Consider the following 26,435-nt stretch of genomic DNA (forward strand, 5'->3'; position numbering starts at 1 on the left):
TGTACCAATTAAATCTCCACCACCTTATTAATAAAAAGCTTCTACTAAGGAACTTGCAATAGATACACTCGCTAATCATATCGTTTAGCTAAAAAGTGAAAAAGACTTATGACAAATAATAGTAATATCTTTCCTATTATAATTCTCGTGTTACTCTCTCATGATTTAGTCAACTTCACTTGTTACGATAATGACTAAAATACATGTGACTTATCATAAATTATAATCTGCCCTCATTATAGCTTGTTTTTTATAAAACGCTTACTTTTGTTGAATTTTAAAAGTTCTGAATAAAAGTCCATTTCTGCTATTTGTATCACTTGTATGTCATCTGACTTATATAACAGTTTTTCTAAATAATCATTATTTCGTATTTTTATCCTATATATTCAAACCATCCTAATTTTCTGTATCATCCAAGTATAAGTATAAAATAATAACAGTTTTATTTTTAAATTTTTTTAGACATAAAAAAATGGTAACCCGCCGTTACCATTTTTTATAAAATTATCATTTTTCTACTGGGAATGATTTCAAATCCGTCGCTATTTCTGTATTAGAAAACAACTCTCTAGCCTCTTTCAATAATTCCTTATATGTATCTCCTTGATAGCGAGAACTAATGTGAGTTAATATTAGTCGCTTCGCATTTGCCTGAAGTGCAATGCTCGCAGCTTGCTTAGATGTAGAATGAAAATAATCATACGCTTGTTGCTCATCTTCTGCTGCGAAAGTCGCTTCATGGACAAGTACATCTGCATCTTGCGCAAGCTCCCTACTCGCTTCGCAATATCGCGTATCACCTAAGATAGTAATAATTCTTCCTTTTTGAGGTGGGCCGATAAACTCATTTCCATTTAATATCGTGCCATCCTCTAATTCAACTGCTTCACCATCTTTTAAACGTTTAAAGATTGGACCTGGTTTCACACCCATCTCAAGCAACTTATCAACTAAAAGAGCACCTTGTATATCTTTCTCTACAATACGATATCCAAAACATTCTATACCGTGTGACAATCTTTTCGTTTCTACATAAAATTCATTATCTTCAAATACGGTACCTTCTTCTGTTATCTCCACAACTTCAAGTGGATATTTCACATGTGTCGTACTTACCGATAATGCCACTTCAATAAATTGTTTAATTCCTTTCGGTCCATACACCGTTAAAGGCGTAGTTCCTCCTTGAAATGAACGGCTACCTAATAAACCAGGCAATCCAAAAATATGATCGCCATGTAAATGCGTAATAAATATTTTTTCAATGCGGCGCGGACGTACAGATGTATGTAATATTTGATGTTGCGTGGCCTCGCCACAATCAAATAACCAAGTTTGTCCTCGTTCTTCTAACAATTGTAAAGCAATTGCTGAAACGTTCCTTCCTTTTGAAGGAACACCTGCACCAGTTCCTAAAAATACAAATTCCACTTTCTTTCCTCCAGCTCTAAATATACTCTATCTCTCATCTTACGGAATGTTATTTCAAATGGCAAATTGAATTTACATAACCAATCATCTAGACAACTATATAACACGAACGTTATACTTAAAAAATTTAGCCATTGTTCGTGTTTTATGGTAAAATGATTATACTACATTTTAAGGGAGCGTTTTATTATGAAAGAAGTATTTCGTTTACAAACTGATTTTTCATCTTCATTTGATCGCTGGGTAAGTTCTTTCGTGTCTGATCACCCAGCACAATTAGAATGGACAACTTTAAAGGAATTAATCCATGAATATACAACATCACATACAAATGATACGTTACCAGCATATATTTCTTCAGCTTTAACATATTACGCCCAACGTGTTTCAACTACAAACAGTTCAGAAATTGTTATTTTTGAAAACCCTACAATCTCGTAATCTATAATAAAAAAGCACTGGTTACAGTGCTTTTTTATTTATACTTATTTAACAAATGATCATATTCCGTCCAAAAGTCGGTATACATACTTCGCTCAAACTCATTTGAAATTATCTTTTCACTTGATTTATTAAATAATTCTTTTGCTTGTAGTGCAAAAGAAACAATTTGTCTTCTATATTCATTTTCATTCAATTCTATATGAAGTCCTTCATAGTATATAGCCTTTTGATCAGTAGAAATAACTTTGACAAAGTCCTTTAAAATCACGTTTTTACCTATATGGTTTATAGTCCAATGAATTGAAATTGGGCATCCTAACATTAGCATAGTGCCACATCCGTGCAAAATAAGCCCCTCTTCATTTTCAATATCACAAATATATTCTTTATCTAAAGTTCGTAACAAAGCTAAAGCTGATTCACTTATTCCCCATTCCTCATCCATACCTGCCTGCGTAATAATCGTTCCAGCCATATTTAAATATATTTCTCCATGAGAACATAAATCTTCCTGCTCATTAAACAACCATTTTTGATTCTCAATATTTATAATAAAATTTTGTGGTACCATTACAAATTCCCCTTTTATAAAAATATTTATTTTCCATATTATTTATAATCAATATCATGCATTTCATCCCATATATCTATTATAAATCCATTTAATATTTTAAAAACACAGATAAAAAAGATATTGACACTAAGATTTTACAGTGCTAACATCAACATGTAATTGAATATGGTCTCTGTTAGGTGAGGCTCCTGTATAGAGAAACGCTGCTGCCCAAAAATGTCGAGAGACGCCAATGGGTCAACAGGAAAGGTCGGAATGAAGGCCTTTTTTAACGTAGCTGGTTTCAGTACCTATGCTATACAGTGCTAAAACTCAACGAGGGAGAGGTGCATGTATTTTGTCATACACAAAAACTGTTTTTATTTATATCTACTAACAGTCTTTGTTGTGGACTCTTTTAACTGCGAATTCAGACCTTTACTCGTTTTGAGTAAAGGTCTTTTTACGTCTATATGCACCTTACTATGAAACAAACATAGCATATTCAGAAACTACTAAATTGTACGGAGGTGAGGAACAGTTGGCAATTGATGATTCGGCCCAGATACCCATACGTTTTACATTCATATTTCATCATGTAGGTAGGAAAGAAACTGTTCCTCACCATTTCAAATAGTTAGGTAACAGATTGTTTCCTCCTTCATGACAGAGGAGGAACTACCGATGTTTAATTTACAAAGACAAGAAACAAAGCATGCTTATGAGCAAGATAGCATGAAAACAAATAACGAATTATTAGTGGAGGTTGCAACACAAGATGTAAGCTCTGCGTTAAAACTTTTAGAAACAACACAAGATGGATTATCTAAACAAGAAGCGTCTCGTAGACTTTCTTTATACGGTCCGAATGAAATAGCTCATAATAAAATGGCGCCGTGGTACATTCAATTTCTATTGGCATTTAAAAATCCATTTATTTTCGTTTTATTAGCTCTTGGAGCACTCTCCTTTTTCACAGATGATATGCAAGGAACGATTGTCGTATCTGTAATGGTCCTACTTAGTGCAACGATTCGGTTCTCCCAAGAATTTCGTTCTCAAAAAGCTGCCGATAAGTTAAAAGCTATGGTTCGAACAACTGCGAGCGTATTTAGAATAAATGGATTTGTACATGAAACAAAAAATGTAAAGAATTTAAACCGAAATTACACAACAGAAATTCCAATTGAGGAACTTGTACCTGGCGATATTATTTCCCTTTCAGCTGGTGATATCGTTCCAGCTGATGTGCGTGTTGTATCCGCTAAAGATTTATTTGTTAATCAATCTTCTTTGACAGGGGAAGCACTTCCTGTAGAAAAATACGAACACTGCTACCATACAGAAAATAAGCATATCTTACCGAAAAACATGAAAAAAAATTACAATCCACTCGATATGGAAAACCTTTGTTTCATGGGAACAAATATTGTAAGTGGCAGCGCAAAAGCTGTTGTCATCTCAACAAGTACCGATACGTATTTCGGCTCTTTAGCAAATAAGGTAATTGGAAAGCGTGTAGAAACAAGCTTTGATAAAGGTGTAAACAAAGTAAGCTGGCTCTTAATTACATTCATGCTTATTATGGCACCTATTGTCCTTCTCATTAATGGATTCACAAAAGGAGATTGGCAAGAAGCTTTCTTCTTCGCTATTGCCGTTGCTGTTGGCCTTACACCTGAAATGTTACCAATGATTGTAACTGCTAATTTAGCTAAAGGTGCCGTTAACATGTCTAAACAAAAAGTAATTGTAAAACAGCTAAATTCTATTCAAAACTTAGGTGCTATGAACATTCTTTGTACAGATAAAACCGGAACTTTAACAGAAGATAAAGTGGTCCTTGTTCGTCACTTAGATCCCAAGGGAAATGAATGCAATCGCGTCTTGCAATTTGCCTATTTAAATAGTTTCTATCAAACTGGATTGAAAAATTTAATAGATAAAGCTGTTATTAAGCATACAGAGGAAAACAATAAATTTAATCCATCAGCTTTTCAAAAGCTAGATGAAATTCCATTCGATTTCGCCCGCCGGCGTATGTCAGTTATTGTAAAGGATATTTCAGGTGAACATACAATGGTTTGTAAAGCTGCCGTAGAAGAAATTTTATCAATTTGTAACTACACTGAAGTGGATGAAAAAATCGTTCCACTCACCGAGGAAATACGTTCAAATGTCAAAAAACTAAGTGAGACACTAAATAGTGAAGGTATGCGAGTTATTGCTGTGGCTTATAAAAAAGATAGAAGAATAAATGATACAGAGTACGCAGTAAAAGACGAAACTGATATGATTCTCAGTGGATATATCGGCTTTTTAGATCCACCGAAACCATCTGCAGCAGCTGCAATTCAAGCATTACAAAAACATGGTGTACAAGTGAAAATTTTAACTGGCGATAACGAAATTGTTACAAGAAAGGTTTGTAAAGAAGTTGGATTAGATATCGGCGAACCAATCCTCGGTTACGAGATTGATTCTTTACCAGATAAAGCATTAGCAAAACTTGCTGAAGAAACGACTGTATTTGCGAAGCTTAATCCAATGCAAAAATCTCGTATTATACACGCATTACAAGGAAATGGACACACTGTAGGTTACATGGGAGACGGCATTAACGATGCTGTAGCATTACGTGAAGCTGATGTCGGAATATCTGTTAATACTGCTACTGATATTGCGAAAGAAGCTTCCGATATTATTCTACTCGAAAAAAGTTTAACTATATTAGAAGCAGGTATTTTAGAAGGACGTACTACATTCGGAAATATTTTAAAATATATTAAGATGACAGCTAGCTCTAACTTCGGTAATGTGTTTAGCGTGTTAGTAGCAAGTGCTTTCATTCCTTTTTTACCGATGCTTGCCATTCATCTTTTAATTCAAAACTTACTTTATGATATTTCACAACTTTCTATTCCATGGGACAAAATGGATAAAGAGTTTCTAGAAAAACCACGAAAATGGGATACTGCAAACTTACGAAGCTTCATTATTTCTATCGGCCCAATTAGTTCCGTATTTGATATTATCACATACGTAGTCATGTGGAATGTATTTGGTGCAAATACACCGAGCGAGCAATCATTATTCCAGTCCGGTTGGTTTGTCGTTGGATTGTTAACACAAACTTTAATTGTTCACATGATAAGAACACAAAAGATTCCATTTATTCAAAGCACTGCATCAACACCAGTCGTTTTATTAACCGCTCTTATTATGGCAATCGGGATTTATATTCCATTCTCACCACTTGGTGCAGCCGTTGGTTTACAAGCATTGCCACTTAACTACTTCCCTTGGTTAGTAGGAATACTATTAGGCTACGCTTTTTTAACACAGTTCCTAAAAAAGCTTTATATTAAAAAGTTTCATAGCTGGTTGTAAAAATAAGAATGAGTGGATATTCCCCGCTCATTCTAAAAAACATAACACATATTTATATATGGAGGTGACCATGATGGTATGGTACGACATTGTATTCAGATTAGTTATCGCAATTATTGTAGGAGCTTGCATTGGAATGGAAAGACAATGGAGACACCGAATGGCTGGGTTACGGACAAATGCTCTCGTATCACTTGGTACCTGTATAATAGGAAAGGTGTCATGATTTTACTACTTCATGACACCTTCTACATAAATTTATTTTCTAACTTTTGTTGAAACGACTTCTCTTGCTTACGTAGTAGTTGACTACCTCGTTGTAAAATCGGTGTTCCATACTTATCATTAATTTGATCAATGACAGCAAGTAGTGGTTCTTTTTTCGCATCCTCTTCAAATGAAAACAAATCTAATTGTTTCACCGATTCTGTCTTCCACTCTATTTCAGTAGCTGTAACACCTAGTAAACGAACGGAATCACCATCCCAATGTTGCTTCCATAAACGGGATGCTGCTTGAAAAATATCGCGTTCTTCCCAAATTGCATTTTTCAATTGCTTACTCCGTGTTACTGTTCGCCTATCATGGTATTTAATCATAATTTGAATATTATAGCTGACAAGGGTTCGCTTTTGTAATCTTTTACTCACTGATTTTGATAAACGTTCTAACATATCAAGCAATTCTTTCTCTTCATCCATATCCTTTGAAAAAGTCATCGAGTTACCGACACTTTTATGTTGGCCCATTTGACTCGGATCCACTTCCCTATCATCCGTACCTTTTGCACGCTTTTGTAAATCAATACCGTGCTTCCCAATTTTAGCGCGAATGATATGCTCGTCTCCCTTCGCTAACTGTTCAATTGTATGTATATGAATTTCATTTAATTTTTCAGCTGTTTTTTCTCCAATCCCATGCATTGCTTCAACTGGAAGTGTCCAAATCATTTCTGGAATATCACGTTTTCGAAGTACGGTAATACCGAGAGGTTTTTTCATATCAGAAGCTGTTTTTGCTAGGAAAAGATTTGGAGCAATTCCGATACTACACGGAAGCTGCAACTCTGTTAATAGTGCTTGTTGAATCATCTTTGCTATTTCAAGAGGCGAACCAAGTGCGTAGCAATCTGTAATATCTAAATATCCTTCATCTATTGAGACTGGTTGTATCTTTTCTGTAAAACGGGAAAGGACTTGAAACATTTGAAATGAAGCTTCGCGATATAATGTAAAATTAGGACGCCTTACAACTAATTGCGGGCATAACCTTTTCGCTTCCCAAAGGGGCATCGTCGTACGTATTCCGTATTCTCTCGCCTCATAACTACATGTTATAATAATTCCTTTTCTCTCTTTTTCATTTCCAGCAACCGCTAATGGCTTTCCTTGTAATGATGGATCATGAGCAATTTCAACAGATGCGAAAAAGCAATTCATATCTACATGTAAAATAACACGACCATTTTTCGGATACATTTCTCGCATAGTACTCACTCCCTAATCAGAACGTTCGTTCTTTCATTATATCAAATTTTGCACAATAGTTATAATAATTACTTGTTCTTTTTTATAATCGATATAAAGAGGATATATATGTGAAAGGGTCTGATTATGATGAGATCAACTAATAAAGTGAAACTTTAATCAGCCTCACCAATCGGGTTTTTGCGGGCAGCAGGGCCCCCACTTAACTTCTTTACTTTCGCAGAATTTTGAGGTAGGGAGCTTACTGTCCGGCAAATAGCGGGATAAACTCAACTATACATGCCTTGTAGTTATATTAATCATTGCAATTAATTATTTACTACTTCCGATTTTCAATATGAATACGTTAGGATTATTCCTTCGTCTAGTACATGTAGCAACAACGTATATACTTCCATAGGTTTTCTTATATTGGCTTATACGTCTTGTCAAAGCAATCGAATCAAAATAAAAAGCGTGTAAATCACAATTGATTTACACGCTTTTTCTATTTCATTACTTCGCTACTTCTTCAATAATTGCAACAACTAATTCTGCTGTTTTTGCTAATTCTTCAACAGGAATCTTCTCGTTTGTTGTATGAATTTCTTCATAACCAACTGCTAAGTTAACTGTTGGGATACCATGTCCTGCAATTACGTTTGCATCACTTCCGCCACCACTTTGGTGAAGAGAAGGTGTACGACCAATTTTTTCAGCTGCACGTTTTGCAACTTCTACAACGTGATCGCCATCAGCAAATTTAAATCCTGGGTACATAACGTTTACTTCAACGTCTGCATGCCCGCCCATTTCTTTTGCAGTTGTTTCAAATGCTTCTTTCATTTTCGCAACTTGTGCTTCCATTTTCTCATTGATTAAAGAACGAGCTTCTGCAAAGATTTGTACATGATCGCAAACGATATTCGTTTGTGTACCACCTTCAAAACGTCCAATATTTGCAGTCGTTTCAGAGTCAATGCGACCAAGTGGCATCTTCGCAATTGCTTTCGCTGCGATAGTAATTGCAGATACACCTTTCTCCGGCGCTACACCAGCGTGAGCTGTTTTTCCGCGAATAATTGCGTTCACTTTCGCTTGTGTTGGAGCTGCAACAACGATTTCACCAACTTTTCCATCGCTATCTAATGCGTAGCCATATTTCGCTGTAATACGCTCACGGTCTAATGCTTTTGCACCAACAAGACCTGATTCTTCTCCGACTGTAATAATAAATTCAATTTTACCATGAGGGATATTTTTCTCTTTTAAAACACGGATTGCTTCGAACATTGATGCTAATCCAGCTTTATCATCCGCACCTAAAATTGTTGTACCATCTGATACGATATATCCATCTTTAATAGAAGGCTTAATTCCATTACCAGGAACTACTGTATCCATATGAGAAGTAAAGTAAATTGTATCAACACCATCTTTTGTTGCTGGTAAAGTACAAATTAAGTTACCTGCACCATGACCAGTTACAGCCATTGTGTCATCTTCAAATACTTCTACACCTAAATCTGTGAATTTCTTCGTTAATACTTTGCAGATTTCTGCTTCAAATTTCGTTTCAGAATCTACTTGTACTAATTCCATAAATTCATTTACTAAACGTTCTTGATTAATCATAAGACTGCGCCTCCTGCACTACCATTATGTATGTAACACTATTAATTATAACAGAATTTCGCAAAAGTTTCGAAATACAAGACAAAAAACAGATGGTTTACATGTCTAGATAACCATCTGCTTTCTATTACTCATTTAACAATACCCAGCGCATATGATCTTCCCACACGCCATTTACCATTAACATCTTCCTAGACACGCCTTCATATTGAAAACCTATCTTCGTTACTACTTGTATAGATGCTAAATTACGAGGCATAATCGGAGCTTCTATACGATGTAACTGAAATTCCCCAAAAGCAACTTGAATTGCTTTTCTAAGCGCTTCTGTCGTATACCCTTTGTTTAACTCTGCTTTATCTAATTTATAACTGAGTACACAAGATTGATAAATGCCACGAACGATTAAATTAAATGAAATACACCCAATTATTTTCGTATCATCACCCTTTTTAAAAATCCATAGTCTGATGATTTTCCCTTCTTCGAACTCTTTTCTATCCTTTTGCAACTTTTTCTTTTGATAATCTAGCGTAAAAAAATCATCCGGTCTATACTCTTCCCAAGCTTTTAAAAATTCACGATTTCTGTCGTAATATTGAAGAACTGTTTCAGCATACGACTCATCAATTTCCCTTAAGTATAAACGATCTGTTTCGTATATTTTCATCATCGTATCTCCATTCTTCAGCTTGCCCAACTAAAAATTAACAATATACCCTTTTACTATATTCTCTACACACTCTCAAATTTCCTGTTATATTTTGCAATCCCCTCCCGAATTTTGTCCTCACTCTCCCCTTGTCCATAATTTCATTTCTCGTTACAATGAAATTGTACTGATTTGCAAGGAGGTATAACGATGCATAAAAAAGCTCAAAAAGTTATGGTTTATGTGATGCTAATTTCTATGCTTGTAACAACATTACTTGCTGGCGCGAGTATGTTTTGGTAAAAAGGGCGATGTGTTCGTCCTTTTTTTACTTTTTACACATAACAAAATAAACCATCTCGACATCGAGATGGTTTATTTTATATAAAACACAATCGCTACAATACTAAAGGAAAATGACATTACAAGCGCTATTACAAAACTTGTATATTGTTTCTGCTGAAATGCCCCAATAACAAAAGTGAGATTAAGTAATGCCATACATACAATTGCTACAAGATAAGAACATATATTAAAAGTTGCCAATATGAATGTAATAACAAATAGAAATCCCATAAAAAACTGCATATACGAAAGTTTTGGATTCAAGTACATATGAGCAACCCCTTTATCTAATTTTATCTTTCTATACTCTCATTAACGCACGGTTATGTACACATGTCAAGACAACTTATTATAATAGAAAAAGCCAACCTTTTCGTTGGCTTTTTCATATGCAACGGCTCCTTTTTCTTTTGCCAATTGCTGAAATGATTTTTTCGATTTCACAATCCATACTTTCGTTCCAATTGGAATGCGATCAAACAAATATTCCACATCGTTTTTCTTCATTCTTATACACCCTTGTGAAATATACTTTCCAATTGAACTCGGTTGGTTTGTTCCATGTATTCCATATTTACTTCCATCAGTTCCTCTTGCATTAAATCCAATCCACCTTGACCCAAGTGGATTTTTTGGCGATCCACCTGGAATATCCTTCGCAATGTAATACGGATCCTTTGCTTTCATTACAACATCAAAATTTCCTTCTGGAGTTAATTCATTCGTTTTCCCTGTCGCTACTGGAAAAACCTTTTGAATCTTTCCATCGTCAATGTAAGCTAATTTATTCGTTGCTTTATTTACAATAATAAAAGTATCTCCGGCACGTGGATTATCCCCAAGAGGCCAAATCGGCGATAAAGAAAGACATAATATGATAGAGAGAAGATACGGCATAGATAATTCCTACCTTCTATATAAGTTCTTTTATATTATCCTTTCCCTTAAAGCGACTTTTAATGAGTAAATATTGTTCCATTTCATACACAAGTTGAACAAGTTTCGCACGTATCTCAAATTCTTCGCGTGTAGCTGGCAATGGCATGTCTCTAAATAATCCCCTCATTTCTTGAAGCTGCCTTAAGGAAATAACGCCAGTACTCTCAGGGCTAATAGCATTACCAATGTTTTCAACAACATCTGCAATCATGTCAGCTTGTTCATATGTCCACGATAAAGAAGCTGCTAGTGGTATCATTCGCTCTAAAATTTCGAATTGTTGCATACGCATATTAAAATAACGATAGTAATAATCATCTTCTCGCATAAATGCATTCTCAAGTTTTTTAAACGATAAATCTCTTGCTTCATTTAACATATTCTCGGTTTCAATGAGTTCTGCTCCACTCCAACTACTTTCTCGATTTCGTAAATACACAACCATTTCAAACAAAATCGTTTTAAAATTATTCTCTATTTTATCCTGATACTCTTTTAGCTTATTTTCACTACTCGGCATATACATATTTACTAATAACGCCACGCTAATCCCTATCGTTAATATAGCAATTTCATTTCCAACTATAAGCCATGTAATTTGCTTCAATGAATATAGATGCATAACAATAACTGAACTCGTGACAATACCTTCTTGAATTTTAAGCATTACTGCAGTCGGAATAAATGTAAGCAACAATATGCTAATTGCAAGTGGTGTATAGCCAATCGTTTCAAAAATACAAAACGCGAATGCCATTGATAATACACACGCTAGAAAACGATGTAACGACACTTGAAGTGATTTGCGCTTCGTATTTTGTACACATAAAATAACTAAAATGCCTGCTGAACTATAAAATTCTAACCCTAATAACTGAGCAATAAAAACTGCCGCACCTGTCCCTATTGCTGTTTTTACTGTACGATATCCAATTTTAAACATATCATTACTCCTATATGTATAAACGTATTTACAGCTAGTATAAAAAAAGGATGACACAATGTCATCCTTTTCTACTTATTATTCACATAACCTTTTCATATTACAATATTTTTTGTAAAAATTGTTGCGCACGTTCACTTTTCGGCGCTGCAAAAAATTCTTCTGGCGCACTATCTTCTACAAGCTTTCCTCCGTCCAAGAAAAGAACACGATCTGCCACTTCTTTTGCAAAGCCCATTTCATGTGTAACGATAGCCATCGTCATTCCTGTCGTAACTAACGATTTCATAACTTCTAACACTTCTTTCACCATCTCTGGATCTAGCGCCGATGTCGGTTCATCAAATAACATAACTTCCGGTTCCATCGCTAACGCTCTTGCAATTGCTACACGTTGCTTTTGTCCTCCCGAAAGACGATTTGGATACGTATCTTTTTTATCTACTAATCCAACCTTTTCTAAAAGTTTCTCAGCTTTCTTTTCAGCTTCTTGCTTCGTTACCCCTTTTACATTGATAGGAGCATACGTAATATTTTCTAATACAGTCATATGAGGAAATAAGTGAAAATGCTGAAATACCATACCGACATTTTCACGAACATGCATAACATTCGTTTTCGGATTCGTTACTTCTTCCGTCCCAATCCAAATGTGACCATCCGTTGGTGCTTCTAACATATTCATACAACGTAAAAATGTTGATTTTCCTGATCCAGAAGGCCCTATAATTGCGACTACTTCCCCTTTTTCAATTGTTGTTGTAATTCCTTTTAATACTTCGTTTTTACCAAATGATTTATGAAGGTTTTCAATTTTAATCACTTTTCTTCATTCTCCCTTCAATTGCCTTCCCGACTAATGTAAGAATAATGACTAACATATAATAAATCAGTCCAACAAAAAGTAATGGTTCAAGATATTTAAATGTCTCACCGCCTACAATGTAAGCACGACGCATTAAATCAGTCGCGCCTATTACTGTTACTACAGCCGATTCTTTCGTAAGTGTCGCAAATTCGTTCACAAGCGCTGGTAATATATTTTTTAATGCTTGAGGGAAAATAATATTTCTCATCATTTTTCCGTACGGTATCCCTAAAGCCATTGCTGCTTCTGTTTGTCCTTTATCAACCGCTTGAATACCAGCACGAATTACTTCTGACATGTATGCACCTGAATTCAAGCTAAATGCAAGTACAGCAGCTAAGAATGCTGGTATTTCATAACCAATTATTTGTGGGACGCCGAAATAAATAATCATTAATTGCAATACAAGGGGTGTACCACGAAAAATTGATGTATAAAAATCTGCTGCTATATTTAATGCTCGTATTCTAGCAATTTTACAAAGTGCTAATAGCGTTCCTAAAATAAATCCTGCTAAAGCTGATACTGCTACAATTTTCAAAGTAACTTCTAAACCTTTTAGTATATATGGTATCGAAGGCGTAATCGCCGAAAAATCTAAGTTCATTCTTTTCATTCCCCTCACAGAAAAGTGAAAGGCAGCTTATTTTCCGCTGCCAAACCATTTCTTCACTAATTTATCCATTTCTCCATTTTCTTGCATTTTTTTAATTACTTTATTAAATTCAGCTGTTTTATCACTGTTTTTCGGAAGGGCAATTGCTGCTCCAACTTCTTCTGGTGCTTCTTTAATTTCAATTCCTTGTAAATCTTTCATTTTCTCTAAATAATTTTTAGCAACTGTATCTTCTATAATTGCAGCGTCAAAACGACCAGCTTTAATTTCTTGTACGATTTCTGGTATACGGTCACGTCCCTCAACTTGGAAATCTACTTGTTTTTTAAATTCTGCAGCTTTCTCTTCTTGAATAGACCCTGTTTGTACCCCTACTTTTTTCCCTTTTAAATCCTCTACAGATTTAATGTTAGAATCCTTTTTAGAAACGATCATATTTTTCGCAACAAAATAAATATCTGTAAAATCAACATTATTTTTACGCTCTGCAGTTGGCGTCATACCTGCCATTACGAAATCAACTTTTCCTGAACTAAGAGATGCTAATAAACCACCAAAATCCATATCTTTCACTTTCACTTCATACCCAAGTTCTTTTCCGATATATTTAGCAACATCAACATCAAAGCCAATAATTTCATCGCTCTTTGACGCATCTACATATTCATAAGGTTTATAATCTGCTGAAGTTCCCATTACGAGTACTTTTTTATTTCCTTTTGTTTCTTTCGATTCCCCATTACTACAAGCGCTGAATATACTTACAATTAAAATAAGTGCAAACGATATTGATACTAACTTCTTCATCTTTCTTCCCCCTAATAATGTATATTTAAAAGTTTAATAGAATATTTATTCGATGTTTGTATTGTATCAGCACTTTTATTTTTATGCAATATATAAAATAAAAATAAATAATCAAACAATATAAATGCTGTTTGTTATGTATAAAATGATGCATAAAATAACACAACTATGCATATCTCAGAAATTTTAATAATAAATAAAAAAGGCGGCACATCCACTTGATTGTGGACGTGCCGCCTTTTCTCTTATTTTTTATAGTTCTTCACAATTCTCTTCGAAATATGATTGTAGTTTCGCAATAACTTGCATCGGTTCATGACCTTCAATTTCATGACGCTCTACCATCGTTACAATTTTTCCATCTTTTAATAAAGCAAATGATGGAGAAGAAGGTGGGTACCCTTCGAAATATTCACGCGCTCTTGCTGTCGCTTCTTTATCTTGACCTGCAAACACCGTTACAAGGTGGTTAGGACGTTTATCATAATGTACGGAATGCGCAGCAGCAGGACGAGCAATACCACCTGCACAACCACATACAGAGTTTACCATTACAAGTGTTGTTCCATTTCTTTTAAACGCTTCTTCTACCGCTTCCGGCGTCGTCAATTCTGTATATCCAGCAGAGACAATCTCTTCACGCGCTTGGCGGACAACATCATTCATAAAAAAGTTAAAATTAATCACTCTTTTCCCTCCTCTAAAACTACCTATTTGTATCTTACCAGTTAATGTTTATGAAATACAAGTAAGTTTACTTGTATTTAAGTATAGAAAAGGTGTTAGAGCTCTTGCTCTAACACCTTTTCTTTAATGACCACGATGTTTTTGCTTTGCTTTTTGTACTTTCATTAAACGTCTTCTTTCTTTTTCAGCTTCTCGCTTCTCTTTAGACTGCAGTTTCTTTTCTTGTTTATGCAATTCATAAGATAAACTAATCGCCTCTTGCGCCTTAGTAAAACGTTTAATAGTTGTTTCTTTTGCTGCTTGTCGTATGATACGCTTTATGTTTTTAGAACGCTGTTTTTCTTTAACTTCTACACCACATTTTGCAAAGTGCTGAAAATGCTCTAAAAGTGAACCATTCACAAACATAAGCACTTCTTCATCTGACGGTTCCGCCCCAAAAATATACCTCGCCCCATACAATTTCCCTTTTTCTTTACATGTAATGATTCCAACAAAAAATTGGCCATCGTGATATACTGTCAAATCCATTGACAGCCCCTCCTTTAAAAGATTAGAAATACGGGACATCCCGGAGGGGAAGGTTACTGACATGAAATCATGCGTCTGGACTACCAACCAGAGCTGTGTTTTTGTATTTCTTTCACTATTATTATATCTTTTTTTCCATAATCTTCATATATTCAGCAATCATTTTTTTATGCGATCCTACAATATAGTCAGGTAGTTCTGTTACTGAAAAGAATTTAAGCTGAACTGCTTCTTCTTTATTCATAACAAAATCCCCTTCATATTCATCCGTATAATAGGCGGTTGTTACAGATTGAAATTCATCACCGTTTTCTAATTTTGTAAAGTAGTTCGCTCCAGAAAATACATTGATTAGTCGCAAGTTCTTCACTTTTATTCCTGTCTCTTCATATACTTCACGATAAGCTGTTTCTTCTGGTGATTCACTAAGCTCCATTAGCCCGCCAGGTAGCCCCCATTTTCCGTACGGCTCTGTCCGCTGCTGCAATAAAACATATCCATTTTCATTTATAACGAGTACAACAGCACCAACTAAAATTAAAGGGCGATGACCAACTATTTTTCGTAATTCTTCTACATATCCCACCGTATCGCCTCCTTTTTCGTTGTCCACACTATTGTATCATATGTTCGAAACGACAAAATGCGTATATTTTTCATTTTTTTAACAAAATATTTATTTTATGTGATTCATCTACTGTAGCTAACATAATAGATTCCACTTCTGTACTCTCCTCTAGAAATTCTCTCGCCCACGCTTCTGTTTTTCCTAATAATGCAAGAACATCTTTCTGTATCCTCCCATCCTTTACTAATACAAAAGAAACTGGAGATTTTTTTCCCGCCACTTTAAGATCAAGCCGCGAAACTGCTTCATATTCTGGATACCGAAATATAGAAACGACACCGTTTGCTTCCCATAATGCTAATTTAATCGTTTGAATATCGCTCACATTTCGCATACGAAGTTCCGAAAACAAATATTCCACGGTAATTCTCGCCTTTTTCAAATTGCTAAAATCAATGGAACCATTATGTATAAGAATAATAGGTGCTGGCTCTAAAAAACGTCTCCATCTATCCCATTTCAGCATTAAAACTGAGCTTATAATATGAAGTACAACAAGTATGAACGTTGTAATCATCGAGCCCAGTAACCCTACTTTTTCATCAGACAATGCGTTAGAAATATTCCCACCAAGCAATAACACTAATACAACATCTAAAAAACGAAGTTGTGCGATAGACCTTTGCCCCATCGCTTTCGCAACTAATATTAAAAATATGTATGCTATAATAGCCCGAATAGCCCATTCACTATTAGAAAGATGCCGTGCTCCTTCAAAAATATGCATATGCATCACTTTGCACTCCTTACCCGTCTCAAACTGCTATCCTGTTTTAGTTTGCAACGTTTATGAGCATATATGTAAAAAAGCTGGTTCGTTTAAAAACGAACCAGCTTTTTTTACTTAACTGAAAACATATATTTTTTATACGTTTTCCGTACCGATAGTATGAGCCCCATCATAATCATATTTGAGAATAAGGAACTTCCCCCATACGATAAGAAAGGTAATGCAATACCTTTTACAGGCATTAATCCAACGATCATACCGATGTTTTGGAATATTTGAACTGTTAATATACCGATTGATCCAGCGCATAATAATGTACCAAATAAATTATCAGCGGAATAACCAATAATAATTGTTCGATATAGTAGTAATAGGAACAAGAAGACAACTAAGGCTGCTACGATAAATCCACCTTCTTCGGCAATTGTAGCGAAAATAAAGTCAGTATGCTTCTCTGGGATATAGACGCTTCCTCCACCGTATCCTTTACCTTCCATTCCTCCACTACCTACAGCTAAAATCGATTGCTGTGTTTGATAACCTTGATCTGCATTTTCAAATGGATTTAACCAACCTACAATACGCGACTGTTGGTGAGGTTTTAGTAAAGTAACTAACTTATTATAGAAAAAATCTGGATACTTAAAGAAAATAAATATTAAAGCAGATAATATGGTCAACGGAATAACTGTACATAATGCTATCAATTTCTTTTGAATACCTGACATAAATAAAATACATGCAATAGCAGCAGCATATAAGAACACCATACCTGTATCCGGTTGGCTATATACAACAGCCATAGGCGGAAGAGAAACTAGCATAATTTTACCTACTAATTTTAAATCCGTTTGGAATGTCCTCGCCATATACTGCGCATTATGTTTCACAGCTATGCTTGCTACTACAAGAAGCAATGCAATTTTGAAAAACTCAGACGGCTGAATTTGTCCAAGTACTGGAAAAACGAACCATCTTTTTGCACCTAATTTTTCAGGTGTGAAGGTGGAAACCGGTAGTATTTTCAAAAGAATAAGTGAACCAAACCCGGCAATATAAAGTGGCCAAGATAATTTTTGCAATTGATCTAAGTCGATGCTTGCAACAAGAAGTAACAATACAACCCCAATTATGTAGTTAACACCTTGTTTCATAGCAAAGTTTGCAGCTCCATACTGTCCCGTTTGCTGACTGCTATATATAGCAGCTATACTCGTCACACATAGTGCACACAAAATTAAAATTAATTTTACATCTAAACTTTTTAGAAACTCGGTACTTCTTTTCATGACATCCTCCTGAAACATTGTTACGGCAAAAATAAAAAACCAGGAGTCAACATTCTTCATGTTTTGACGACTGATTACACATTATCTATAAAACACTTATATAGAATAACTCTCTTTTTCATACAATACAATATATTATACTACAGTTTCGTCAGTAAGATTTGCCAAAAAAATTATTCTTTTCTTATTTTATATCCATATACCATATATCAGCAATGTATTTTCGTAAATTCCTAATACATAATCGTTTATTGTAAGATTACTGGGAAAGATATTTATACATATAGTAGGATGTAGATGAAGAAATAAGATAATAAAAAGCTCGCATAAGCGAGCTTTTTATTAATATACAGATGTATTATTTTCTGACATGTTTTCTAAAATTTCTTTAACACGTCCTAAGAACTTACCACAAATTAAACCATCAAGTACTCGGTGATCAAGTGATAAACATAAGTTAACCATATCACGAGCACCGAACATACCGTTATCCATAATTACTGGGCGTTTTACAATTGATTCAACTTGTAAAATAGCCGCTTGTGGGTAATTAATAATACCCATAGATTGAACAGAACCGAATGATCCTGTGTTATTAATTGTAAATGTTCCACCTTGCATTTCGTCTGCTTTTAACGATTTCGTACGTACTTTTCCTGCAAGTTCTGTAATTTCACGAGCGATACCTTTAATTGTTTTCTCGTCCGCTTGCTTAATTACTGGTACAAATAGTTCTTCCTCTGTTGCAACAGCGATAGAAAGGTTAATATCTTTCTTCTGAACAATTTTATCGCCAGCCCACATTGAATTAATTTGAGGATACTCTTTTAACGCTTGTGCTACTGCTTTTACGAAGAAAGCAAAGAACGTTAAGTTAAAGCCTTCACGCTTCTTAAAGTCACCTTTAATTGAGTTACGGTATGACACAAGGTTTGTCACATCTACTTCAATCATCATCCAAGCATGTGGTGCTTCGTGTTTACTACGTAACATGTTTGCTGCGATTGCTTTACGCACACCTGTTACTGGAATTTCGATATCTCCAGGCATTGTAGGTACAGAAACTGGTTTCGCAGCTTCTACTTTTTGCGCTACTGGTGCTGCTTTTGGTGCTTCTGGGCGAGCTTCTACTACTGCCGCTACAGCTTCCTCTTTCTTCGCCGCACCTGCTTGTGGGATATTTCCAGATTCCACTAGCTTTAAAATATCTTTACGAGTGATACGGCCGTTTGCTCCCGTACCTTCTACTAGATCTAAATCAACGTTATGCTCACCTGCAAGCTTTAACACAGCTGGTGAAAAACGTGGTTTTCCATCAGTTGGTTGTTTTACTTTCGGTGCTTTTTCAGACGTAGCTACTTCTGCCTTTGATTCTTCTTTAGTTTTTTCCTCAACAGCTGTTGCTGCTACTTCATCTGCGCCTTCTACTTGAATAACACAAACTACTTCACCTACAGCTAACGTATCACCTTCACCAGCGATTAACTCTTTCACAACACCCGTGAAAGAAGATGGTACTTCAGCATTTACTTTATCAGTCATTACTTCTGCAAGCGGATCATACTTATTTACGTGATCGCCAACATTAACGAGCCATTTACTAATTGTGCCCTCTGTAACGCTCTCCCCGAGCTGAGGCATTGTAATATTTTCTACAGCCATGTATAGTCCCCCCGATTAAAATTCCGCAAGTTCACGCATTGCTTTTTCAACTTTATCTGGATTTACCATAAAGAATTTTTCCATTGTTGGTGCATATGGCATTGCTGGAACGTCTGGACCTGCAAGACGTGCGATTGGCGCATCTAAATCAAATAGACAGTTTTCAGCGATAATTGCTGCCACTTCACTCATAATGCTTCCTTCTTTATTGTCTTCTGTTACAAGAAGAACTTTACCTGTTTTAGAAGCTGCTTCAATGATTGCTTCTTTATCTAATGGATATACAGTACGTAAATCAAGAATGTGTGCAGAGATGCCATCTTGTGCTAACTTTTCAGCCGCTTGAAGAGCAAAATGAACACATAATCCGTACGTGATAACTGTAATATCATCACCTTCACGTTTTACATCTGCTTTTCCGATTGGTAATACGTAGTCATCCTCTGGTACTTCACCTTTAATTAAACGATATGCACGTTTATGTTCGAAGAATAATACTGGATCTTCATCACGAATGGCTGCTTTTAATAAGCCTTTTGCATCATATGGTGTAGAAGGGATAACGATTTTTAAACCTGGTTGGTTTGCAAACATCGCTTCTACAGATTGTGAATGATACAATGCACCGTGAACACCCCCGCCAAATGGTGCACGGATTGTAACTGGACAAGTCCAATCATTATTAGAACGATAACGAATTTTTGCTGCCTCAGAAACAATTTGGTTTACTGCTGGCATGATGAAATCAGCAAACTGCATTTCAGCGATTGGACGCATACCATACATTGCTGCACCAATTGCTACCCCAGCAATTGCAGATTCTGCAAGCGGTGCATCAAGCGCACGATCTTCACCAAATTGATCATACAAACCGTGTGTCGCTTTAAACACGCCACCTTTTTTACCAACATCTTCTCCTAAAACGAATACTTTCTCATCGCGTTCCATTTCTTCGCGCATTGCTAATGTAATAGCATCAATATAAGACATTACAGCCATGAAACGTTCCCCCCTATTCTGCGTATACGTGCTTCAATGCATCTTCAGGTGCTGCATACGGAGCATTTTCTGCATATTCTGTTGCTTCATTTACGATATGCATAATTTCGTCTAACATTTGTTTTTCGGATTCCTCAGTTAACACACCAGCTTCTTTTAAATAAGCTGCGAATGTTATAATTGAATCTTTTTTCTTTGCTTCTTCTACTTCTTCTTTATCACGATAAACACGATCATCATCGTCACTAGAATGTGCTGTTAAACGATATGATACTGTTTCAATTAAAGTTGGTCCTTCACCACGACGACCGCGATCTGCTGCTTCTTTTACAGCTTTATATACTGCAAGTGGATCGTTTCCGTCTATTGTATATCCAGGCATACCGTAACCAATCGCACGATCTGATACGTTTTTACATGCTAATTGTTTTTCAACTGGAATAGAGATTGCATATTTGTTATTTTCACACATAAAAATAACAGGTAGTTTGTGTACACCAGCAAAGTTTGCTCCTTCATGGAAGTCACCTTGGTTTGAAGAACCTTCTCCAAATGTAACGAACGTTACTAAATCTTTCTTCTCCATTTTTCCAGCTAGTGCAATACCAACTGCATGTGGTACTTGTGTTGTTACTGGAGATGAACCTGTAACAATACGATTTTTCTTTTGACCGAAGTGACCAGGCATTTGACGACCACCAGAGTTTGGATCTCCAGCTTTCGCAAAAGCAGACAACATAAGCTCTTTAGCTGTCATACCAAATGCTAGTACAACACCCATATCACGGTAGTATGGTAATGCATAATCTTTCTCTCTATCAAGAGCGAACGCCGCTCCAACTTGTGCAGCCTCTTGTCCTTGACAAGAAATTACGAATGGAATTTTACCAGCGCGGTTTAATAACCACATACGTTCGTCAATTTTACGTGCAAGTAACATCGTACGGAACATTTCTAATACTTGCTCATCACTTAAGCCAAGCTCTTCATGGCGCTTTTCTTTTACTTCTGCCATTTTTCATAACCTCCTAAATCCACATTTTTATGCGTGTAACGCTCTTCCATCTACAGCAAGTGCTGCTTCACCAATCGCCTCAGATAATGATGGATGCGGATGAATTGTATGTGCTACTTCCCAAGGTGTTGCATCAAGTACTCTTGCAAGACCCGCTTCAGAAATCATATCTGTTACATGTGGTCCAATCATATGAACACCAAGAATGTCATTTGTCTCTTCATCAACTACAAGTTTTACGAAACCATCTGATTCTCCGTATACAAGTGCTTTTCCGATTGCGCGGAATGAGAACTTACCTACTTTTAACTTATAGCCTTTTTCTTTCGCTTCTTGTTCTGTTAAACCGACAGAAGCAACTTCTGGACTGCTATATACGCATTTTGATACCATAGAGTAATCAATTGGTGTAACTTCTTTCCCTGCAATATGTTCTACTGCAGCAATTCCTTCATGAGAAGCAACGTGAGCAAGTTGCAGGCCACCGATTACATCTCCAATTGCGTAAATATGCGATTCTTTCGTTTGATAAAACTCATTTGTTTGAATGTATCCTTTTTCCACAACGATATCTGTGTTCTCTAAGCCAATATTTTGCGTATTCGCTTGTCTTCCTACAGATACAAGCATTTTTTCTGCTTTAAATTCTTTATTTTCACCGTTGTGTTCAGCTTGGATTGTTACTCCATTATCTTTTACCAATGTTTCTGGTAATACTTTTGCACCAGTTACCACTTTAATACCTTTTTTCTTGAATAGACGTTGCATTTCTTTTGAAACGTCTTGATCTTCTAGTGGTAATATTGTTTTTGCATACTCTAATACTGTAACTTCTACACCGAAGTCAGCAAGCATAGATGCCCACTCAATACCGATTACACCGCCACCAACGATAATAATCGAACTAGGAAGCGTTTCCATTTTTAGGGCATGATCTGAAGACATTACGTACTCTCCGTCTAATTCTAAACCTGGTAATGAATTTGGACGAGAACCTGTTGCAATAAGTACATTTTTTGGAATTAACATTTCATTCTCTTCTCCACTTGCAAGTTCAACTGAAATTGTCCCTGGCATCGGAGAGAAAATAGATGGGCCAAGAATACGGCCAATACCTTCAAACACATCAATTTTACCTTGTTTCATTAAGTGTTGAACGCCTTTATGAAGCTGCGTTACAATCTTCTCTTTACGCTCTTGTACTTTCGCAAAGTTTAGTTCTACATTGCTTGCAATAACTCCGAACTCTTCGCTTTTTTTAGCAGTTGCATATACTTCCGCACTACGTAAAAGAGCTTTACTAGGGATACATCCTTTGTGTAAACAAGTACCACCAAGATTTTCTTTTTCGACTAGTGCAGTTTTTAACCCTAGTTGTGATGCACGAATTGCAGCAACATATCCACCAGTACCGCCGCCAACGATGACTAAATCATATTCTTTTGCCATTATCTCAACCCCTAGCTACCGTTTCTTTTTCACGTACAACATATTCTTTTGGAGCTTCTTCTTCACGTAATACACGAAGTGCTCCTTCTGCTAACGCTTCTAACTCATCTTCGCCTGGATGTACGATAACATCTGCAATCCAGTCCACTCGCTCTTTTATTTCATCGACAAGAATTTTACTGTATGCCAGTCCACCAGTTAATACGATTGCATCGATTTTCCCGTGAAGTACAGCGCTAGCTCCGCCAATCTCTTTTGCAACTTGATATGCCATTGCTTTATAAATAAGAGTTGCTTCAGGATCACCTTTTTCAACCATTTTCTCTACTTTAATCGCATCATTTGTACCGATTAAACTTACAAGTCCACCTTGTCCGACAAGCTTTTTAATCATTTCATCTCGGTAATACTCACCAGAGAAACACATTTCTACTAGTTGCCCTACTGGTACTGTACCAGCACGCTCTGGACTAAATGGTCCTTCTCCGTTTAAACCGTTATTCACATCGATTACTCTTCCTTTTTTATGAGCACCAACTGTAATACCACCGCCCATATGTGTAACTAATAAATTTAAATCCTCATATTTGTGGTTTAACTGTTCGGCTACTTTACGAGCAACTGCTTTTTGATTTAATGCATGGAAGATACTTTTACGTTCCATACCAGCAATACCACTTATACGAGCAACTGGCTCCATCTCATCTACAACGACAGGATCCACAATAAATGCAGGAATGTTTAATCCAGAAGCAATTTCATATGCTAAAATGCCTCCAAGGTTTGAAGCGTGATGACCGCTAAACCCATTTTTTAAATCTTCTAACATCGCATCGTTTACTGTATACGTACCGCCTTCGATTGGACGAAGTAATCCACCACGTCCACAAACAGCGTTTAATTTTGAAATGTTAATACCATGAGAATGTAGAACTTCTAAAATCGTTTCTTTTCGAAACTCATATTGGTCGATAATTCGCTTGTATTTCCCAATCTGTTCTACGTCATGACGAATCGTTTCTTCTAAAACGGGTCTTTCATTATCAAAAACACCAATTTTTGTGGATGTACTACCTGGGTTAATAACAAGAATTCGATTTACAGACAATGTTGCTACCTCCACTAATAAATTCAAAAGGAAGTGGAAACCTCATAAGAGGTAACCACGCCTTTTGTAAAAGTTATATATGAATGATTAGCGACGGCTAATAATATCGTGACCGTTGCGTAAGTAAGTGCTACGAGAATTTTTCAAGCTTGCAATGCGCTCTTCAGCTAGACGATCTGCCGCTACATAAGTTGCTATGCCATCGCGTTTTGAAATTTCGATTACTTTTGCAATTGTGTCATAAATAGACTCAACACGTTTTAGTGCACGTTCTCTATTGTATCCATATAATTCGTCTGCTACGTTAATTACGCCACCTGCATTAATTACATAATCTGGTGCGTATACAATACCCATTTCATGAATGATGTCACCGTGACGATTTTCTTTTAATTGGTTATTTGCAGAACCTGCGATTACTTTTGCTTTAAGTTGTGGAATAGTTTCATCATTAACTGTTGCGCCTAATGCACATGGTGCGTAAATATCGCATTCAACACCGTAAATTTCATTTGGTTCAACTGCTGATGCACCGAATTCTTCTACAGCACGTTGTACAGCTTCTTTATTAATATCTGTAACGATTAATTTTGCTCCTTCAGCGTGTAAATGTTTGCATAGGTGATATGCTACGTTACCAACGCCTTGAACAGCAATTACTTTTCCTTCTAAATTATCAGTACCGAAAGCTTCTTTTGCAGCTGCTTTCATACCACGGTAAACACCGTATGCAGTTACTGGAGATGGGTTACCAGAAGAACCGAATGATGGTGAGATACCTGTTACAAAGTCAGTTTCTTCATGGATAATATCCATATCATCTACTGTTGTACCAACATCTTCAGCTGTAATGTAACGTCCGTTTAGTCCTTGGATATAACGTCCTAGTGCACGGAACATTGCTTCGCTCTTATCTTTACGAGGATCACCGATAATTACTGTTTTCGCACCACCTAAGTTTAAACCAGCTGCTGCGTTTTTGTATGTCATCCCTTTTGCAAGACGCAATGCATCTTCAATCGCCGCTTCTTCAGAATCATATGTCCACATTCTTGTTCCACCAAGAGCCGGTCCAAGTGTTGTATCATGAATTGCAATAATTGCTTTTAAACCAGATTCTTTATCTTGACAAAATACTACTTGCTCATAATCATATTTTTCTAAGTATTCGAAGATTTCTAATGTCATTGTCGTTTCCCCCTAATGTTTTACCCTTTTTGGTTTATTTTGAAGCAGTCGCAACTGCCAATGCTAATGAATATACTTTTGTTTCTGCTGAATCAGCACGAGATGTTAAAACAATCGGTGCTTTTGCGCCAGCAATCATTGCTCCTACTTTTGCATCCGCAAAGTATACGAGTGATTTATATAGCACATTTCCAGCTTCAATCGTTGGGACGAGTAAAATATCTGCCTTACCTGCTACATCACTTACTATGCCTTTATGCTCTGCTGCAATTTGTGATACTGCATTATCTAAAGCAAGTGGTCCATCAACGATACAATCTTTAATTTGTCCACGGCGATTCATTTGTGTTAACATCGCTGCATCAATTGTCGCCTGCATCGCTGGATTCACAACTTCTACTGCTGCGATTGGTGCCACTTTGGGCAAGTCGATTCCTATTGCCTGGGCAACTTCTACAGTATTTTGTATAATAGCAGCTTTTTGTGTTACGTCAGGTGCGATGTTCATCGCTGCATCTGTAACGAAAATAAGACGGTCGTAATTTTGAACTTCAAATGCTGCTACATGTGAAAGTACGCTACCTTTACGTAGGCCCCACTCTTTGTTTAACACAGCCTTCAAAATATTCGCTGTTGGGATGTTCCCCTTCATAAGCACATCTGCTTCACCATTTCTCACAGCTTTAACAGAAAGTTCTGCAGCTTCAGCACTAGACATTGCTGCAATCACTTCAACATGTTCTGAAGTTTGTAAACCATGTTCTTGTAGCATCCCCATTATTTTTTCTTGATTTCCATATAGACGAAATTGAGCTAGCTGTAATTTAATTGCTTTCGCTACAGCTTCAATTACTTCATGATCTTCAGCTACTGCTACAGCCACAGTTTTTTTAGGCTTTCCTGCTGCTTGATCAATTAAGTATTCTAACTTCATATTTTGTAATCAACCCTTTCCGTCGTCCCTCGTCTATTTATAAAGCAAATACCGTGCCAACTTTTAAAAGTGGTCTTACCAATAATGAAAACGCATTCAAAATGCAGTAAAATCAATACTTTG

General features: G+C 36.2%; 26 protein-coding genes, 1 pseudogene and 1 riboswitch. Of the genes and pseudogenes, 4 read left to right on the top strand and 23 right to left on the bottom strand.

The features are described 5' to 3' along the window. Positions 1-510: 510 nt before the first annotated feature. The gene (gene rnz, locus EBQ15_RS01265; RefSeq protein WP_000397453.1) at positions 511-1,434 is read right to left on the bottom strand and encodes a ribonuclease Z; all 924 of its coding nucleotides are present in this window, start codon (positions 1,432-1,434) and stop codon (positions 511-513) included. Positions 1,435-1,623: 189 nt separating this feature from the next. On the opposite strand from rnz, the gene EBQ15_RS01270 reads away from it, so the two are divergent. Further along, the gene (locus tag EBQ15_RS01270) at positions 1,624-1,875 is read left to right on the top strand and encodes a DUF3932 family protein (protein WP_000665709.1); all 252 of its coding nucleotides are present in this window, start codon (positions 1,624-1,626) and stop codon (positions 1,873-1,875) included. Between the two features lie 34 nt (positions 1,876-1,909). Here EBQ15_RS01270 and EBQ15_RS01275 read toward each other — a convergent pair whose 3' ends face one another. Beyond that, a complete protein-coding gene (locus EBQ15_RS01275) occupies positions 1,910-2,449 on the bottom strand; it encodes a hypothetical protein (protein WP_000249057.1) in 540 nt (179 codons plus the stop codon). Between the two features lie 167 nt (positions 2,450-2,616). Then, positions 2,617-2,784: riboswitch (M-box (ykoK) riboswitch) on the top strand. A gap of 331 nt (positions 2,785-3,115) precedes the next feature. Between EBQ15_RS01275 and mgtA the strand changes: the two genes are divergently transcribed. Together mgtA and EBQ15_RS01285 are read left to right on the top strand one after the other, a co-directional pair. Continuing rightward, positions 3,116-5,821, top strand: coding sequence for a magnesium-translocating P-type ATPase (mgtA, locus tag EBQ15_RS01280; protein WP_000482688.1), 2,706 nt, complete (start codon positions 3,116-3,118; stop codon positions 5,819-5,821). 73 nt (positions 5,822-5,894) lie between these two features. After that, a pseudogene (locus tag EBQ15_RS01285) lies at positions 5,895-6,029 on the top strand (MgtC/SapB family protein); the annotation flags it as partial. Between the two features lie 40 nt (positions 6,030-6,069). Here the strand turns inward: EBQ15_RS01285 and EBQ15_RS01290 are convergent. The 3 genes from EBQ15_RS01290 to EBQ15_RS01300 all read right to left on the bottom strand — a co-directional run bounded on the left by EBQ15_RS01290 (position 6,070) and on the right by EBQ15_RS01300 (position 9,595). Continuing rightward, on the bottom strand, positions 6,070-7,308 hold the full coding sequence (locus EBQ15_RS01290; RefSeq protein WP_001208860.1) for a DNA polymerase IV: 1,239 nt from the start codon (positions 7,306-7,308) through the stop codon (positions 6,070-6,072). Between the two features lie 495 nt (positions 7,309-7,803). Continuing rightward, entirely contained in the window at positions 7,804-8,922 is a 1,119-nt protein-coding gene (locus tag EBQ15_RS01295; RefSeq protein WP_000609803.1) for a tripeptidase T, read from the bottom strand. 127 nt (positions 8,923-9,049) lie between these two features. After that, a complete protein-coding gene (locus EBQ15_RS01300; protein ID WP_001987197.1) occupies positions 9,050-9,595 on the bottom strand; it encodes a GNAT family N-acetyltransferase in 546 nt (181 codons plus the stop codon). Positions 9,596-9,784: 189 nt separating this feature from the next. On the opposite strand from EBQ15_RS01300, the gene prli42 reads away from it, so the two are divergent. Next, complete coding sequence (gene prli42, locus EBQ15_RS30995) at positions 9,785-9,877, top strand: stressosome-associated protein Prli42 (RefSeq protein WP_000549040.1); 93 nt, start codon at positions 9,785-9,787, stop codon at positions 9,875-9,877. 72 nt (positions 9,878-9,949) lie between these two features. On the opposite strand, the gene EBQ15_RS01305 is transcribed toward prli42, so the two are convergent. From EBQ15_RS01305 to yqiS, 18 genes are all read right to left on the bottom strand, one after another. Then, positions 9,950-10,189, bottom strand: coding sequence for a DUF3894 domain-containing protein (locus EBQ15_RS01305; RefSeq protein WP_000281167.1), 240 nt, complete (start codon positions 10,187-10,189; stop codon positions 9,950-9,952). Between the two features lie 66 nt (positions 10,190-10,255). Continuing rightward, the gene (locus EBQ15_RS01310; protein WP_001146570.1) at positions 10,256-10,816 is read right to left on the bottom strand and encodes a L,D-transpeptidase; all 561 of its coding nucleotides are present in this window, start codon (positions 10,814-10,816) and stop codon (positions 10,256-10,258) included. A gap of 16 nt (positions 10,817-10,832) precedes the next feature. After that, positions 10,833-11,801, bottom strand: a complete 969-nt coding sequence (locus EBQ15_RS01315; RefSeq protein WP_000472666.1) for an aromatic acid exporter family protein — start codon at positions 11,799-11,801, stop codon at positions 10,833-10,835. A 100-nt stretch (positions 11,802-11,901) separates the two neighbouring features. Next, positions 11,902-12,624 carry an amino acid ABC transporter ATP-binding protein gene (locus tag EBQ15_RS01320; protein ID WP_000590202.1) on the bottom strand — a complete coding sequence of 241 codons (723 nt, stop codon included), beginning with the start codon at positions 12,622-12,624 and terminating at the stop codon, positions 11,902-11,904. Then, positions 12,617-13,276 (bottom strand): amino acid ABC transporter permease, encoded by a 660-nt coding sequence (locus EBQ15_RS01325; RefSeq protein WP_001046915.1) that lies wholly within the window; start codon positions 13,274-13,276, stop codon positions 12,617-12,619. The genes EBQ15_RS01320 and EBQ15_RS01325 overlap by 8 nt, the downstream gene beginning before the upstream one ends. 36 nt (positions 13,277-13,312) lie before the next feature. After that, entirely contained in the window at positions 13,313-14,092 is a 780-nt protein-coding gene (locus EBQ15_RS01330; RefSeq protein ID WP_000737671.1) for a transporter substrate-binding domain-containing protein, read from the bottom strand. A gap of 252 nt (positions 14,093-14,344) precedes the next feature. After that, positions 14,345-14,758, bottom strand: a complete 414-nt coding sequence (locus EBQ15_RS01335) for a BrxA/BrxB family bacilliredoxin (RefSeq protein WP_001979317.1) — start codon at positions 14,756-14,758, stop codon at positions 14,345-14,347. Positions 14,759-14,902: 144 nt separating this feature from the next. Continuing rightward, positions 14,903-15,310, bottom strand: coding sequence for a YjdF family protein (locus tag EBQ15_RS01340; RefSeq protein WP_000366586.1), 408 nt, complete (start codon positions 15,308-15,310; stop codon positions 14,903-14,905). 121 nt (positions 15,311-15,431) lie between these two features. Further along, positions 15,432-15,896 carry an NUDIX hydrolase gene (locus EBQ15_RS01345; RefSeq protein ID WP_000542555.1) on the bottom strand — a complete coding sequence of 155 codons (465 nt, stop codon included), beginning with the start codon at positions 15,894-15,896 and terminating at the stop codon, positions 15,432-15,434. 70 nt (positions 15,897-15,966) lie between these two features. Beyond that, positions 15,967-16,671: a DUF421 domain-containing protein gene (locus tag EBQ15_RS01350; RefSeq protein WP_000550953.1), complete on the bottom strand. Its 705-nt coding sequence runs from the start codon at positions 16,669-16,671 to the stop codon at positions 15,967-15,969. A gap of 107 nt (positions 16,672-16,778) precedes the next feature. Next, positions 16,779-17,957, bottom strand: a complete 1,179-nt coding sequence (locus EBQ15_RS01355) for an FtsW/RodA/SpoVE family cell cycle protein (RefSeq protein WP_000831182.1) — start codon at positions 17,955-17,957, stop codon at positions 16,779-16,781. 342 nt (positions 17,958-18,299) lie between these two features. Next, a complete protein-coding gene (locus tag EBQ15_RS01360; protein ID WP_000257681.1) occupies positions 18,300-19,619 on the bottom strand; it encodes a dihydrolipoamide acetyltransferase family protein in 1,320 nt (439 codons plus the stop codon). Between the two features lie 15 nt (positions 19,620-19,634). Beyond that, positions 19,635-20,618 carry a 3-methyl-2-oxobutanoate dehydrogenase subunit beta gene (bfmBAB, locus tag EBQ15_RS01365; RefSeq protein ID WP_000290071.1) on the bottom strand — a complete coding sequence of 328 codons (984 nt, stop codon included), beginning with the start codon at positions 20,616-20,618 and terminating at the stop codon, positions 19,635-19,637. Between the two features lie 13 nt (positions 20,619-20,631). Next, positions 20,632-21,633 (bottom strand): 3-methyl-2-oxobutanoate dehydrogenase subunit alpha, encoded by a 1,002-nt coding sequence (gene bfmBAA / locus EBQ15_RS01370; RefSeq protein WP_000852551.1) that lies wholly within the window; start codon positions 21,631-21,633, stop codon positions 20,632-20,634. Between the two features lie 27 nt (positions 21,634-21,660). Further along, positions 21,661-23,082 carry a dihydrolipoyl dehydrogenase gene (gene lpdA, locus EBQ15_RS01375; protein WP_001051289.1) on the bottom strand — a complete coding sequence of 474 codons (1,422 nt, stop codon included), beginning with the start codon at positions 23,080-23,082 and terminating at the stop codon, positions 21,661-21,663. 4 nt (positions 23,083-23,086) lie between these two features. Next, a complete protein-coding gene (gene buk / locus EBQ15_RS01380; RefSeq protein ID WP_000115780.1) occupies positions 23,087-24,190 on the bottom strand; it encodes a butyrate kinase in 1,104 nt (367 codons plus the stop codon). 87 nt (positions 24,191-24,277) lie between these two features. Beyond that, positions 24,278-25,378, bottom strand: coding sequence for a leucine dehydrogenase (locus EBQ15_RS01385; RefSeq protein WP_000171357.1), 1,101 nt, complete (start codon positions 25,376-25,378; stop codon positions 24,278-24,280). Positions 25,379-25,412: 34 nt separating this feature from the next. Beyond that, on the bottom strand, positions 25,413-26,312 hold the full coding sequence (gene yqiS, locus EBQ15_RS01390) for a phosphate butyryltransferase (protein ID WP_000764670.1): 900 nt from the start codon (positions 26,310-26,312) through the stop codon (positions 25,413-25,415). Positions 26,313-26,435 lie beyond the last annotated feature (123 nt).

Origin of the sequence: Bacillus sp. 2D03 (assembly GCF_003946765.1) — a bacterium.
Taxonomy (GTDB): domain Bacteria; phylum Bacillota; class Bacilli; order Bacillales; family Bacillaceae_G; genus Bacillus_A; species Bacillus_A cereus.

Bases quoted from the DNA above. Each gene is read 5' to 3' on its own strand.
- EBQ15_RS01270 (WP_000665709.1), top strand. From the start codon at position 1,624: ATGAAAGAAGTATTTCGTTTACAAACTGATTTTTCATCTTCATTTGAT.
- EBQ15_RS01275 (WP_000249057.1), bottom strand. From the start codon at position 2,449: ATGGTACCACAAAATTTTATTATAAATATTGAGAATCAAAAATGGTTG.
- mgtA (WP_000482688.1), top strand. From the start codon at position 3,116: ATGTTTAATTTACAAAGACAAGAAACAAAGCATGCTTATGAGCAAGAT.
- EBQ15_RS01290 (WP_001208860.1), bottom strand. From the start codon at position 7,308: ATGCGAGAAATGTATCCGAAAAATGGTCGTGTTATTTTACATGTAGAT.
- EBQ15_RS01295 (WP_000609803.1), bottom strand. From the start codon at position 8,922: ATGATTAATCAAGAACGTTTAGTAAATGAATTTATGGAATTAGTACAA.
- EBQ15_RS01300 (WP_001987197.1), bottom strand. From the start codon at position 9,595: ATGATGAAAATATACGAAACAGATCGTTTATACTTAAGGGAAATTGAT.
- prli42 (WP_000549040.1), top strand. From the start codon at position 9,785: ATGCATAAAAAAGCTCAAAAAGTTATGGTTTATGTGATGCTAATTTCT.
- EBQ15_RS01305 (WP_000281167.1), bottom strand. From the start codon at position 10,189: ATGTACTTGAATCCAAAACTTTCGTATATGCAGTTTTTTATGGGATTT.
- EBQ15_RS01310 (WP_001146570.1), bottom strand. From the start codon at position 10,816: ATGCCGTATCTTCTCTCTATCATATTATGTCTTTCTTTATCGCCGATT.
- EBQ15_RS01315 (WP_000472666.1), bottom strand. From the start codon at position 11,801: ATGTTTAAAATTGGATATCGTACAGTAAAAACAGCAATAGGGACAGGT.
- EBQ15_RS01325 (WP_001046915.1), bottom strand. From the start codon at position 13,276: ATGAACTTAGATTTTTCGGCGATTACGCCTTCGATACCATATATACTA.
- EBQ15_RS01330 (WP_000737671.1), bottom strand. From the start codon at position 14,092: ATGAAGAAGTTAGTATCAATATCGTTTGCACTTATTTTAATTGTAAGT.
- EBQ15_RS01335 (WP_001979317.1), bottom strand. From the start codon at position 14,758: ATGAATGATGTTGTCCGCCAAGCGCGTGAAGAGATTGTCTCTGCTGGA.
- EBQ15_RS01340 (WP_000366586.1), bottom strand. From the start codon at position 15,310: ATGGATTTGACAGTATATCACGATGGCCAATTTTTTGTTGGAATCATT.
- EBQ15_RS01350 (WP_000550953.1), bottom strand. From the start codon at position 16,671: ATGCATATGCATATTTTTGAAGGAGCACGGCATCTTTCTAATAGTGAA.
- EBQ15_RS01355 (WP_000831182.1), bottom strand. From the start codon at position 17,957: ATGAAAAGAAGTACCGAGTTTCTAAAAAGTTTAGATGTAAAATTAATT.
- EBQ15_RS01360 (WP_000257681.1), bottom strand. From the start codon at position 19,619: ATGGCTGTAGAAAATATTACAATGCCTCAGCTCGGGGAGAGCGTTACA.
- bfmBAB (WP_000290071.1), bottom strand. From the start codon at position 20,618: ATGGCTGTAATGTCTTATATTGATGCTATTACATTAGCAATGCGCGAA.
- bfmBAA (WP_000852551.1), bottom strand. From the start codon at position 21,633: ATGGCAGAAGTAAAAGAAAAGCGCCATGAAGAGCTTGGCTTAAGTGAT.
- lpdA (WP_001051289.1), bottom strand. From the start codon at position 23,082: ATGGCAAAAGAATATGATTTAGTCATCGTTGGCGGCGGTACTGGTGGA.
- EBQ15_RS01385 (WP_000171357.1), bottom strand. From the start codon at position 25,378: ATGACATTAGAAATCTTCGAATACTTAGAAAAATATGATTATGAGCAA.
- yqiS (WP_000764670.1), bottom strand. From the start codon at position 26,312: ATGAAGTTAGAATACTTAATTGATCAAGCAGCAGGAAAGCCTAAAAAA.